General features: G+C 60.5%; 21 protein-coding genes and 1 pseudogene. All 22 read left to right on the top strand.

The features are described from left to right. A pseudogene (gene tuf / locus AB4120_RS19250) lies at nt 1-146 on the top strand (elongation factor Tu); the annotation flags it as partial. Nucleotides 147-227: 81 nt separating this feature from the next. Then, on the top strand, nt 228-536 hold the full coding sequence (gene rpsJ, locus AB4120_RS19245) for a 30S ribosomal protein S10 (RefSeq protein WP_006160488.1): 309 nt from the start codon (nt 228-230) through the stop codon (nt 534-536). Nucleotides 537-905: 369 nt separating this feature from the next. Further along, nucleotides 906-1556 carry a 50S ribosomal protein L3 gene (rplC, locus tag AB4120_RS19240; RefSeq protein ID WP_144200323.1) on the top strand — a complete coding sequence of 217 codons (651 nt, stop codon included), beginning with the start codon at nt 906-908 and terminating at the stop codon, nt 1554-1556. A 12-nt stretch (nt 1557-1568) separates the two neighbouring features. After that, nucleotides 1569-2189, top strand: a complete 621-nt coding sequence (rplD, locus tag AB4120_RS19235; protein ID WP_092299449.1) for a 50S ribosomal protein L4 — start codon at nt 1569-1571, stop codon at nt 2187-2189. Next, nucleotides 2186-2500 carry a 50S ribosomal protein L23 gene (gene rplW / locus AB4120_RS19230; protein ID WP_092299446.1) on the top strand — a complete coding sequence of 105 codons (315 nt, stop codon included), beginning with the start codon at nt 2186-2188 and terminating at the stop codon, nt 2498-2500. Before rplD ends, rplW begins: the two co-directional genes overlap by 4 nt. A 2-nt stretch (nt 2501-2502) precedes the next feature. Then, nucleotides 2503-3333 carry a 50S ribosomal protein L2 gene (rplB, locus tag AB4120_RS19225; RefSeq protein WP_144200325.1) on the top strand — a complete coding sequence of 277 codons (831 nt, stop codon included), beginning with the start codon at nt 2503-2505 and terminating at the stop codon, nt 3331-3333. A gap of 22 nt (nt 3334-3355) precedes the next feature. Further along, on the top strand, nt 3356-3631 hold the full coding sequence (gene rpsS / locus AB4120_RS19220) for a 30S ribosomal protein S19 (RefSeq protein WP_092299440.1): 276 nt from the start codon (nt 3356-3358) through the stop codon (nt 3629-3631). Nucleotides 3632-3640: 9 nt separating this feature from the next. Continuing rightward, nucleotides 3641-3970, top strand: coding sequence for a 50S ribosomal protein L22 (gene rplV, locus AB4120_RS19215; protein ID WP_010812393.1), 330 nt, complete (start codon nt 3641-3643; stop codon nt 3968-3970). 9 nt (nt 3971-3979) lie between these two features. Beyond that, nucleotides 3980-4783, top strand: a complete 804-nt coding sequence (rpsC, locus tag AB4120_RS19210) for a 30S ribosomal protein S3 (RefSeq protein ID WP_092299437.1) — start codon at nt 3980-3982, stop codon at nt 4781-4783. A 2-nt stretch (nt 4784-4785) separates the two neighbouring features. Further along, on the top strand, nt 4786-5202 hold the full coding sequence (gene rplP / locus AB4120_RS19205; RefSeq protein WP_006576240.1) for a 50S ribosomal protein L16: 417 nt from the start codon (nt 4786-4788) through the stop codon (nt 5200-5202). Between the two features lie 11 nt (nt 5203-5213). Next, nucleotides 5214-5408, top strand: coding sequence for a 50S ribosomal protein L29 (gene rpmC / locus AB4120_RS19200; protein ID WP_092299434.1), 195 nt, complete (start codon nt 5214-5216; stop codon nt 5406-5408). Further along, nucleotides 5405-5683 (top strand): 30S ribosomal protein S17, encoded by a 279-nt coding sequence (gene rpsQ / locus AB4120_RS19195; protein WP_092299431.1) that lies wholly within the window; start codon nt 5405-5407, stop codon nt 5681-5683. The genes rpmC and rpsQ overlap by 4 nt, the downstream gene beginning before the upstream one ends. Nucleotides 5684-5962: 279 nt before the next feature. After that, entirely contained in the window at nt 5963-6331 is a 369-nt protein-coding gene (gene rplN / locus AB4120_RS19190; RefSeq protein ID WP_017225233.1) for a 50S ribosomal protein L14, read from the top strand. A gap of 9 nt (nt 6332-6340) precedes the next feature. Beyond that, entirely contained in the window at nt 6341-6649 is a 309-nt protein-coding gene (rplX, locus tag AB4120_RS19185; protein ID WP_144200327.1) for a 50S ribosomal protein L24, read from the top strand. A gap of 25 nt (nt 6650-6674) precedes the next feature. Then, complete coding sequence (gene rplE / locus AB4120_RS19180) at nt 6675-7217, top strand: 50S ribosomal protein L5 (protein WP_092299425.1); 543 nt, start codon at nt 6675-6677, stop codon at nt 7215-7217. Nucleotides 7218-7226: 9 nt separating this feature from the next. Then, nucleotides 7227-7532, top strand: a complete 306-nt coding sequence (gene rpsN / locus AB4120_RS19175; RefSeq protein WP_092141234.1) for a 30S ribosomal protein S14 — start codon at nt 7227-7229, stop codon at nt 7530-7532. A gap of 27 nt (nt 7533-7559) precedes the next feature. Further along, nucleotides 7560-7955, top strand: a complete 396-nt coding sequence (gene rpsH, locus AB4120_RS19170; RefSeq protein WP_092141231.1) for a 30S ribosomal protein S8 — start codon at nt 7560-7562, stop codon at nt 7953-7955. 9 nt (nt 7956-7964) lie between these two features. Then, a complete protein-coding gene (gene rplF, locus AB4120_RS19165) occupies nt 7965-8498 on the top strand; it encodes a 50S ribosomal protein L6 (protein WP_144200329.1) in 534 nt (177 codons plus the stop codon). Nucleotides 8499-8509: 11 nt separating this feature from the next. Continuing rightward, nucleotides 8510-8866, top strand: a complete 357-nt coding sequence (gene rplR / locus AB4120_RS19160; RefSeq protein WP_092299512.1) for a 50S ribosomal protein L18 — start codon at nt 8510-8512, stop codon at nt 8864-8866. Between the two features lie 21 nt (nt 8867-8887). Beyond that, nucleotides 8888-9406 carry a 30S ribosomal protein S5 gene (gene rpsE, locus AB4120_RS19155; RefSeq protein ID WP_092299417.1) on the top strand — a complete coding sequence of 173 codons (519 nt, stop codon included), beginning with the start codon at nt 8888-8890 and terminating at the stop codon, nt 9404-9406. 10 nt (nt 9407-9416) lie between these two features. After that, nucleotides 9417-9599: a 50S ribosomal protein L30 gene (rpmD, locus tag AB4120_RS19150; protein ID WP_006160440.1), complete on the top strand. Its 183-nt coding sequence runs from the start codon at nt 9417-9419 to the stop codon at nt 9597-9599. Between the two features lie 22 nt (nt 9600-9621). Next, a complete protein-coding gene (gene rplO / locus AB4120_RS19145) occupies nt 9622-10056 on the top strand; it encodes a 50S ribosomal protein L15 (RefSeq protein WP_149137204.1) in 435 nt (144 codons plus the stop codon). The last annotated feature ends 18 nt before the right edge of the window (nt 10057-10074 follow it).

Below are 10074 nucleotides of genomic sequence, written 5' to 3'. Positions count from 1 at the left end.
ACAAGGAAATGGTTATGCCGGGCGACAACGTGTCGATCACCGTCAAGCTGATCGCCCCGATCGCCATGGAAGAAGGTCTGCGCTTCGCTATCCGTGAAGGCGGCCGTACCGTCGGCGCCGGCGTCGTGGCAAAGATCCTCGACTAAGCAATTGTTCCTGGGACATGTCTTCGGGCATGTCCCCTTTTATCTGGGCGCACGCGCTCATCGCTCTTTCAAGGAAATATCATGCAGAACCAGAAGATCCGTATCCGCCTGAAGGCTTTCGACTATCGCCTGATCGACCAGTCGGCCGCCGAAATCGTGGATACCGCCAAGCGCACGGGCGCGATCGTCAAGGGCCCGGTGCCCCTGCCGACCCGCATCCAGCGTTTTGACATCCTGCGTTCGCCGCACGTCAACAAGACCAGCCGCGATCAGTTCGAGATCCGGACCCACCAGCGCCTGATGGACATCGTCGACCCGACGGACAAGACCGTTGACGCGCTGATGAAGCTGGACCTGCCGGCCGGCGTGGACGTCGAGATCAAGGTGTAAGCTTGCCTGACCCGGGCCGGTTCGCCGGCCCGCTGCAGCAAAAACGGCGAACGCAAGTTCGCCGTTTTTGCTTTCGGGCAACACGAGTTCTACTCGGATGGCGCCCGTATCGGCACGCAACGTGTCGAAATTTGCCCGGAAGTGCGGGAATCGTCCCACTTTCAGGCAAAAGAAGGCCGGCACCCTCAAGAAAAGGCGCGGTGCATGTTGCCCTTTCCAAACTACTGCGATATAGTGTAAGGCTACCCGTTTATCCGGGTAGTGGGGACCGTTTTGGTCGTGCGCAATCCTTTTCGCGCAACCCGCACATCGCACAGTTTTCGTGTATCAATCAGCCCCGGCCAATCGCAGCTGGGAATGGAGCAAACCATGAGCCTTGGCCTTGTAGGTCGCAAGGTTGGCATGACCCGTATTTTCACGGACGACGGTGATTCGATTCCCGTTACCGTGGTCGAGGTCGGCGACAACCGCGTGACGCAAATCAAGACGGACGAGACCGACGGTTATACCGCGGTTCAAGTCACCTTCGGCAGCCGCCGCGCAAGCCGCGTTACCAAGCCGCTGGCGGGTCACCTCGCCAAAGCCGGCGTGGAAGCCGGTGAAGTCATCAAAGAATTCCGCATCGATGCAGCCAAGGCTGCCGAGCTGCAAGCTGGCAGCTCGCTCTCCGTCGACCTGTTCCAGGTTGGCCAGAAGATCGACGTGCAGGGCGTGAGCATCGGTAAGGGCTACGCCGGTACCATCAAGCGCTATCACTTCGCATCGGGTCGTGCCACCCACGGTAACTCGCGTTCGCACAACGTGCCGGGTTCCATCGGTATGGCGCAGGATCCGGGCCGTGTGTTCCCCGGCAAGCGCATGACCGGTCACCTGGGTGATGTCACCCGCACCGTCCAGAACCTGGAAATCGCCAAGATCGACGCAGAGCGCAAGCTGCTGCTGGTCAAGGGCGCCATTCCCGGCTCCAAGGGCGGCAAGGTCGTCGTTACCCCGGCCGTCAAGGCCAAAGCCAAAGCTTAAGGAGCGCATGTAATGGAACTCAAGCTCCTCCAGGACAACGGCCAGATCGGCGCCGGCGTTGCCGCGTCGCCCGAAGTGTTCGGCCGTGACTACAACGAAGCCCTCGTTCACCAGATCGTCGTCGCTTACCAGGCCAACGCGCGTAGCGGTAACCGTAAGCAGAAGGATCGTGAAGAGGTCAAGCACACGACCAAGAAGCCGTGGCGCCAGAAGGGTACGGGCCGCGCTCGTGCCGGTATGTCTTCGTCGCCGCTGTGGCGCGGGGGTGGTCGTATCTTCCCGAATTCGCCGGAAGAGAACTTCACCCAGAAGGTCAACAAGAAGATGTTCCGTGCCGGTATGCGCTCGATCTACTCGCAGCTCGCACGTGAAGGTCGTATCAACGTGGTGGACGGTTTCACTGTCGACGCGCCCAAGACCAAGCTCTTGGCCGACAAGTTCAAGGCCATGGGCCTGGACTCGGTGCTGATCATCACCGACAGCCTCGACGAAAACCTCTACCTGGCTTCGCGCAACCTGCCCCACGTGGCAGTCGTGGAGCCGCGCCAGGCTGACCCGCTGTCGCTCGTGCACTACAAGAAGGTGCTCGTGACCAAGGCCGCCGTCGCGCAGATCGAGGAGTTGCTGAAATGACGCAAGTAGCCAAGAACGATCATCGTTTGATGCAGGTGCTGCTCGCGCCGGTGGTTTCCGAAAAGGCAACCCTGGTCGCCGACAAGAACGAACAAGTCGTGTTCGAAGTGGCTCGCGATGCCAACAAGGCAGAAGTGCGCGCCGCCGTTGAACTGCTGTTCAAGGTCGAGGTGCAGTCCGTTCAGATCCTGAACCAGAAGGGCAAGCAAAAGCGCTTTGGCCGCTTCATGGGCCGTCGCAACCACGTAAAGAAAGCTTACGTGTCGCTGAAGCCGGGTCAGGAAATCAATTTTGAAGCGGAGGCCAAGTAATCATGGCACTCGTCAAGACCAAGCCGACTTCCCCGGGCCGTCGCTCGATGGTGAAGGTCGTGAACAACGACCTGCACAAGGGCGCCCCGCACGCTCCGCTGCTGGAAAAGCAATTCCAGAAGTCGGGCCGTAACAACAATGGTCATATCACCACCCGCCACAAGGGCGGTGGTCATAAGCACCACTATCGCGTGGTCGACTTCAAGCGCAACGACAAGGACGGCATCCCCGCCAAGGTCGAGCGCCTGGAATACGATCCGAACCGTAGCGCCAACATCGCGCTCGTGCTGTTCGCCGACGGCGAGCGCCGGTACATCATCGCCACGAAGGGCATGGTGGCTGGCCAGTCGCTGATGAACGGCTCGGAAGCGCCGATCAAGGCCGGTAACAACCTGCCGATCCGCAACATCCCGGTTGGTACCACGATCAACAACGTGGAAATGCTGCCTGGCAAGGGTGCGCAAATCGCCCGCGCTGCTGGTGGTTCCGCTGTGCTGCTGGCCCGCGAAGGCGTGTACGCCCAGGTGCGTCTGCGCTCCGGCGAAGTGCGCCGCGTGCACATCGAGTGCCGCGCCACCGTTGGTGAAGTGGGTAACGAAGAGCACAGCCTGCGCGTCATCGGCAAGGCCGGTGCGACGCGTTGGCGCGGTATTCGCCCGACCGTCCGCGGCGTGGTGATGAACCCGGTGGATCACCCGCACGGTGGTGGTGAAGGCAAGACCGCCGCTGGTCGCGATCCGGTTTCGCCGTGGGGTACCCCGGCCAAGGGTTACCGTACCCGCAGCAACAAGCGCACTGCCAGCATGATCGTGCAGAAGCGCCACAAGCGTTAATCGGTAGGTAGGAGCCTAGAACATGACACGTTCCGCAAAAAAGGGTCCGTTCTGTGACGCCCACCTGCTGAAGAAGGTGGAAACGGCTGCAGGCGGCAAGGATAAGAAACCCATCAAGACTTGGTCGCGTCGCTCGACCATTCTGCCGGAGTTCATTGGCCTGACGATCGCCGTTCACAACGGCCGTCAACACGTGCCGGTGTACGTTACGGAAAACATGGTTGGCCACAAGCTCGGCGAATTTGCGCTCACGCGCACGTTCAAGGGCCACGCGGCTGACAAGAAAGCCAAGAGGTAAGGTGCCATCATGGAAGTGAAAGCGATTCATCGCGGTGCCCGTATCTCCGCCCAGAAGACGCGTCTGGTTGCTGACCAGATTCGCGGTCTGCCGATCGAGCGCGCGCTCAACGTCCTGACGTTCAGCCCGAAAAAGGCTGCCGGGATCGTGAAGAAGGTGGTCGAGTCGGCCATCGCCAACGCCGAGCATAACGAAGGCGCCGACATCGACGAGCTGAAGGTCAAATCGATCTTCGTCGACAAGGCAACCTCGCTCAAGCGCTTCACCGCACGGGCGAAGGGCCGCGGCAACCGCATCGAGAAACAAACCTGTCACATCACTGTGACGCTCGGCAACTAAGGAGTCACGATGGGACAGAAGATTCATCCGACTGGCTTCCGTCTGGCCGTCAGCCGTAACTGGGCTTCGCGTTGGTACGCCAACAACACGAAGTTCGCCGGCATGCTGAAAGAAGACATCGAAGTTCGCGAGTTCCTGAAGAAGAAGCTCAAGAACGCATCGGTTGGCCGCGTCGTGATCGAGCGTCCTGCCCGTAATGCCCGTCTCACCATTTATAGCTCGCGTCCGGGCGTGGTGATCGGCAAGAAGGGTGAAGACATCGAACTGCTCAAGGCCGAGCTGCAACGCCGCATGGGTGTGCCCGTGCACGTGAACATCGAGGAAATCCGCAAGCCGGAAACCGATGCGCAGCTGATCGCCGACTCGATCACCCAGCAGCTCGAGCGCCGTATCATGTTCCGCCGCGCCATGAAGCGCGCGATGCAGAACGCGATGCGCCTCGGTGCCCAGGGTATCAAGATCATGAGCTCGGGTCGTCTGAACGGTATCGAAATCGCACGTACCGAGTGGTACCGCGAAGGTCGTGTGCCCCTGCACACCCTGCGCGCCGACATCGACTACGGCTTCTCCGAAGCCGAAACCACCTACGGCATCATCGGTGTCAAGGTGTGGGTCTACAAGGGTGATTACCTGGGCCGCAATGACGCGCCTGTGGTGGAAGAGCCCCAAGAAGACCGTCGTCGTCGCCCGGGTCGTCCGGAAGGCCGTCGCCGTGAAGGCGAAGGCGGCCGTCCGGGTGGCAACCGCCGCGGTGGTGCAGGTGCTGGCGCTGGTCGCCGCGCTGCGCCTGGCGATGCGAAGAGTGGAGAATAAGAATGCTGCAACCGAAGCGTAGGAAGTATCGCAAGGAGCAGAAAGGCCGCAACACGGGTAAGGCTACCCGTGGCAACGCCGTGTCTTTCGGCGAATTCGGCCTGAAGGCAATGGGCCGTGGTCGTCTGACCGCACGCCAGATCGAGTCGGCACGTCGTGCGATGACCCGTCACATCAAGCGTGGCGGTCGCATCTGGATCCGGATTTTCCCGGACAAGCCGATCTCGAAGAAGCCCGCCGAAGTCCGTATGGGTAACGGTAAGGGCAATCCGGAATACTACGTGGCTGAAATTCAGCCGGGCAAGATGCTGTACGAAATGGATGGCGTGAGCGAAGAGCTGGCGCGTGAGGCATTCCGCCTTGCGGCCGCCAAGCTGCCGATCGCCACGAATTTCGTGGTGCGTCAGGTCGGGACGTAAGGAGAGCAGGGATGAAAGCATCCGAACTTCGCGGCAAGGACGCCGCAGGGCTGAACCAGGAGCTCTCCGAGCTTCTGAAGGCCCAATTTAGCCTGCGCATGCAAAAGGCCACCCAACAGCTGCAGAACACCAGCCAGCTGAAGAAGGTGCGCAAGGACATCGCGCGTGTGCAAACCGTGCTGAGCGAAAAGGCAGACGCGAAATGACTGAAGCTGCAAAGACTGAAACGTCGCTTCGCCGGACTCTCGTAGGCCGTGTCGTTAGCGACAAGATGGACAAGACCGTTACGGTCCTGATCGAAAACCGCGTCAAGCATCCCCTGTACGGCAAGTACGTGCTGCGTTCGAAGAAGTACCACGCACACGACGAAGCCAACCAGTACAAGGAAGGCGACAAGGTCGAGATCCAGGAATCGCGTCCGCTGTCGCGGACCAAGTCCTGGGTGGTTTCCCGGCTGGTAGAAGCTGCGCGCGTCATCTAAGAACAACAGTTCTTCGTTGACTTGCAAGTCCAGGATTATGTTGCTATAATCCTGGACTTCCGCTTTGTAGCGTCCGTCGAAGCTTCATCAACACGGCGTACCTCCGAAGCGAGCCAAGGCCTGGTGGTCCTGGAGTTGTCCGGGCTGCCTGGTGACTACCGACTTCCAAGTTGATCAACCCAAGCGGTACTGGCGCAAAGCCGGGGCCGACGGGACCAAGACTGACCGGCGGACTTCCATCTTGAGAAATCCGGCGGATTAAGTTGGGAAGATAACACCATGATTCAGACAGAAAGCCGGCTCGAAGTGGCCGATAACACTGGTGCGCGCGAAGTGCTGTGCATCAAAGTGCTGGGTGGGTCCAAGCGCCGCTATGCGAGCGTGGGCGACATCATCAAGGTGACCGTCAAGGACGCAGCGCCGCGCGGTCGCGTGAAGAAGGGCGATATCTACAACGCTGTTGTTGTACGTACCGCCAAGGGCGTGCGCCGTGCAGACGGTTCGCTCGTCAAGTTCGACAGCAATGCCGCTGTCCTGCTGAACACCAAGCTCGAGCCGATCGGCACCCGTATCTTCGGGCCGGTGACTCGTGAACTCCGTACCGAGCGCTTCATGAAGATCGTGTCGCTCGCACCGGAAGTGCTGTAAGGAGCCGCCATGAACAAGATTCGTAAAGGCGACGAAGTCATCGTCCTGACCGGCAAAGACAAGGGCAAGCGCGGTACCGTGCAAGCCATGCTCGGCGACAAGGTCGTTGTGGAAGGTGTGAACGTTGCCAAGAAGCACGCTCGCCCGAACCCGATGCTGGGCACCACCGGTGGTGTGGTCGACAAGGTCATGCCGCTGCATATTTCCAACGTTGCGCTCGTGGATGCCAATGGCAAGCCGTCGCGCGTCGGCATCAAGGTTGAAGACGGCAAGCGCGTGCGCTTCCTGAAGTCGACCGGCGCCGTCGTGGCCGCTTGATTCTGGGCACAGATAGGAGTTGAGCATGGCAGCACGTCTGCAAGAGTTTTACAAAGAGAAGGTTGTGCCGGCGCTCATGGAGCAGTTCGGTTACAAGTCGGTCATGGAAGTGCCGCGCATCACCAAGATCACCCTGAACATGGGTCTTGGCGAAGCCATCAATGACAAGAAGGTCATTGAGCTGGCCGTGGGCGACCTGACCAAGATCGCTGGTCAGAAGCCGGTTGTGACGAAGGCCAAGAAGGCCATCGCCGGTTTCAAGATCCGCCAGGGCTACCCCATCGGTGCGATGGTGACCCTGCGTGGCGAGCGCATGTTCGAATTTCTCGATCGTTTCGTGACCGTGGCCCTGCCGCGCGTGCGTGACTTCCGTGGTGTGTCGGGTCGTTCGTTCGACGGCCGTGGCAACTACAACATCGGTGTGAAAGAGCAGATCATTTTCCCCGAAATCGAGTACGACAAGATCGACGCACTGCGTGGTCTGAACATCAGCATCACGACGACGGCAAAGAACGACGAGGAAGCCAAGGCTCTCCTGAACGCGTTCAAGTTCCCGTTCCGCAATTAAGGGGTTACCGTGGCTAAACTGGCTCTGATTGAACGTGAGAAGAAGCGCGCCAAGCTGGTGGCGAAGTACGCCGCCAAGCGCGCAAACCTCAAGGCCATTATTGACGACCAAGAAAAGTCGGAAGAAGAGCGTTATCTGGCGCGCCTGGAGCTGCAACAGCTCCCGCGCAACGCGAACCCGACCCGCCAGCGTAATCGCTGCGCGATCACCGGTCGTCCCCGCGGTACCTTCCGCAAGTTTGGCCTGGCGCGTAACAAGATCCGCGAAATCGCCTTCAAGGGCGAAATTCCGGGTCTGACGAAAGCCAGCTGGTAATTACGCACAGGCTACAGGAGAAACAGTATGAGCATGAGCGATCCTATCGCCGATATGCTGACGCGCATCCGCAACGCCCAAGGCGTGCAGAAGGCGTCGGTGGTCATGCCCTCGTCGAAGCTGAAAGCGGCGATCGCCAAGGTCCTGAAGGACGAAGGCTACATCGACGACTTCGCAGTGCAGGAAGAAGGCGGCAAGGCACAACTGAGCATCGGTCTGAAGTACTACGCCGGCCGTCCGGTCATCGAGCGCATTGAGCGCGTCTCGAAGCCCGGCCTGCGCGTGTACAAGGGCCGTAGCGAGATCCCCCAGGTGATGAACGGCCTCGGCGTGGCGATCATCTCGACCCCCCAGGGTCTGATGACCGACCGCAAGGCACGTGCCACCGGCGTGGGCGGCGAAGTTCTCTGCTACGTCGCTTAAGGAGCAAACATGTCCCGTGTAGGTAAGGCTCCCATCTCGCTGCCGAAAGGCGCGGAAGTGAATGTGGCGGCTGGCGTGCTCTCCGTGAAGGGCCCGCTCGGTACGCTGTCCCAGCCGATTCACAGCCTGGTCAAGGTCAATGTCGAGAACGACACGCTGACCTTCGCGCCGGTTGACGAATCGCGTGAAGCAAACGCCCTGCAAGGCACCATGCGCGCCCTAGTGGCAAACATGGTCAAGGGCGTGACCACTGGTTTCGAGCGCAAGCTGAACCTCGTTGGCGTGGGCTACCGTGCCCAGCTGCAAGGTGCTGCGCTGAAGCTCCAGCTTGGTTTCTCGCATGACGTGATCCATGAGATGCCGGAAGGCGTGAAGGCGGAAACGCCGACGCAGACCGAGATCATCATCAAGGGTGCGGACAAGCAGAAAGTCGGTCAGGTTGCCGCTGAAGTTCGCGCGTACCGCCCGCCTGAGCCCTATAAGGGCAAGGGTGTTCGCTACGCTGACGAGCGCGTCATCCTGAAAGAAACCAAGAAGAAGTAAGGGGTGCAATGATGAACAAGAAAGACGCTCGTTTGCGCCGTGCACGTCAGACCCGCGCCAAGATCGCGGAACTGAAAGTCAATCGTCTGACCGTGTTCCGTACGAATTCGCACATTTACGCTCAGGTGTACTCGCCGTGCGGCACGCAAGTGCTGGCATCGGCCTCGACCGCCGAAGCAGAAGTGCGCAAGGAACTGACCGGCAGCGGCGCGACTGTTGCCGCCGCCACCGTGGTTGGCAAGCGCGTGGCCGAGAAGGCCCGTGCAGCCGGCGTGGAAACCGTCGCGTTCGATCGTGGCGGCTTCCGCTTCCACGGCCGCGTGAAGGCCCTGGCTGACGCTGCGCGCGAAGCCGGCCTCAAGTTCTAAGCGCACAAAGAGAGATACGTCATGGCAAAGATGCAAGCAAAAGTCCAGCAGGACGAACGCGACGACGGCCTCCGCGAGAAGATGATCTCGGTCAACCGTGTCACCAAGGTGGTGAAGGGTGGCCGGATTCTCGGTTTCGCTGCGCTGACCGTGGTGGGTGACGGCGATGGCCGCATCGGCATGGGCAAGGGCAAGGCCAAGGAAGTTCCGGTGGCCGTGCAGAAGGCAATGGACGAAGCCCGTCGCAAGATGGTCAAGGTTTCGCTCAAGAACGGCACGCTGCAACACGAAGTCATCGGCAAGCACGGCGCTGCCAAGGTGCTGATGATGCCCGCCAAGGAAGGTACCGGCGTGATCGCCGGCGGCCCGATGCGGGCAATCTTCGAAGTGATGGGCGTGACGAACGTGGTGACCAAGTCGCACGGTTCGACGAACCCGTACAACATGGTTCGCGCCACCATCGATGGTCTGCAAAAGATGAGCACGCCGGCGGAAATCGCTGCCAAGCGCGGCAAGTCGGTTGAAGACATCCTCGGCTAAGGTGAACGAAATGTCGCAACAAACCGTAAAAGTGCAACTCGTGCGCAGCCTGATCGGCACGCGCGAGGATCACCGCGCCACCGTCCGTGGCCTGGGCCTGCGCCGCATCAACTCGGTGTCGGAGCTGCAGGACACGCCCGCCGTGCGCGGCATGATCAACAAGGTCTCGTACCTGGTGAAGGTTCTGGCCTGATCCCGGGGACTTGGAGAGCAACATGCAACTGAATAACCTGAAGCCGGCCGCCGGTTCGAAGCACGCCAAGCGTCGCGTCGGCCGTGGTATCGGTTCCGGCCTGGGCAAGACCGCCGGTCGTGGTCACAAGGGTCAGAAGTCGCGTTCGGGCGGCTTCCACAAGGTGGGTTTCGAAGGTGGCCAGATGCCGCTGTATCGCCGCCTGCCGAAGCGTGGTTTCACCTCGCTGACCAAGGCGTTCAACGCCGAGGTGACCCTGCGTGACATCGAGCGCCTGGAAGCTGCTGAAGTGGACCTGCTGGTCCTGAAGCAGGCTGGCCTGGTGGGCGACCTGGTCAAGAACGCCAAGGTCATCAAGGCCGGCGAACTGACCCGCAAGGTAACGATCAAGGGTCTGGGCGCCACCGCTGGTGCCAAGGCCGCGATCGAAGCCGCTGGCGGCCAGATCGCTGAGTAATTCTGCAGCAGTATTCGC

Origin of the sequence: Cupriavidus sp. 2KB_3, assembly GCF_052115685.1 — a bacterium.
GTDB classification, from domain to species: Bacteria; Pseudomonadota; Gammaproteobacteria; order Burkholderiales; family Burkholderiaceae; genus Cupriavidus; species Cupriavidus campinensis.
Note: the sequence above shows the minus strand (reverse complement) of the source record. Positions and strands in the feature narration are given on the sequence as shown.

Bases quoted from the DNA above. Each gene is read 5' to 3' on its own strand.
- rpsQ (WP_092299431.1), top strand. From the start codon at position 5,405: ATGACTGAAGCTGCAAAGACTGAAACGTCGCTTCGCCGGACTCTCGTA.
- rpsS (WP_092299440.1), top strand. From the start codon at position 3,356: ATGACACGTTCCGCAAAAAAGGGTCCGTTCTGTGACGCCCACCTGCTG.
- rplO (WP_149137204.1), top strand. From the start codon at position 9,622: ATGCAACTGAATAACCTGAAGCCGGCCGCCGGTTCGAAGCACGCCAAG.
- rplD (WP_092299449.1), top strand. From the start codon at position 1,569: ATGGAACTCAAGCTCCTCCAGGACAACGGCCAGATCGGCGCCGGCGTT.
- rpsE (WP_092299417.1), top strand. From the start codon at position 8,888: ATGGCAAAGATGCAAGCAAAAGTCCAGCAGGACGAACGCGACGACGGC.
- rplR (WP_092299512.1), top strand. From the start codon at position 8,510: ATGAACAAGAAAGACGCTCGTTTGCGCCGTGCACGTCAGACCCGCGCC.
- rplC (WP_144200323.1), top strand. From the start codon at position 906: ATGAGCCTTGGCCTTGTAGGTCGCAAGGTTGGCATGACCCGTATTTTC.
- rplX (WP_144200327.1), top strand. From the start codon at position 6,341: ATGAACAAGATTCGTAAAGGCGACGAAGTCATCGTCCTGACCGGCAAA.
- rplV (WP_010812393.1), top strand. From the start codon at position 3,641: ATGGAAGTGAAAGCGATTCATCGCGGTGCCCGTATCTCCGCCCAGAAG.
- rpsJ (WP_006160488.1), top strand. From the start codon at position 228: ATGCAGAACCAGAAGATCCGTATCCGCCTGAAGGCTTTCGACTATCGC.
- rplN (WP_017225233.1), top strand. From the start codon at position 5,963: ATGATTCAGACAGAAAGCCGGCTCGAAGTGGCCGATAACACTGGTGCG.
- rplP (WP_006576240.1), top strand. From the start codon at position 4,786: ATGCTGCAACCGAAGCGTAGGAAGTATCGCAAGGAGCAGAAAGGCCGC.
- rplF (WP_144200329.1), top strand. From the start codon at position 7,965: ATGTCCCGTGTAGGTAAGGCTCCCATCTCGCTGCCGAAAGGCGCGGAA.
- rpmC (WP_092299434.1), top strand. From the start codon at position 5,214: ATGAAAGCATCCGAACTTCGCGGCAAGGACGCCGCAGGGCTGAACCAG.
- rpsC (WP_092299437.1), top strand. From the start codon at position 3,980: ATGGGACAGAAGATTCATCCGACTGGCTTCCGTCTGGCCGTCAGCCGT.
- rplE (WP_092299425.1), top strand. From the start codon at position 6,675: ATGGCAGCACGTCTGCAAGAGTTTTACAAAGAGAAGGTTGTGCCGGCG.
- rplB (WP_144200325.1), top strand. From the start codon at position 2,503: ATGGCACTCGTCAAGACCAAGCCGACTTCCCCGGGCCGTCGCTCGATG.
- rplW (WP_092299446.1), top strand. From the start codon at position 2,186: ATGACGCAAGTAGCCAAGAACGATCATCGTTTGATGCAGGTGCTGCTC.
- rpmD (WP_006160440.1), top strand. From the start codon at position 9,417: ATGTCGCAACAAACCGTAAAAGTGCAACTCGTGCGCAGCCTGATCGGC.
- rpsH (WP_092141231.1), top strand. From the start codon at position 7,560: ATGAGCATGAGCGATCCTATCGCCGATATGCTGACGCGCATCCGCAAC.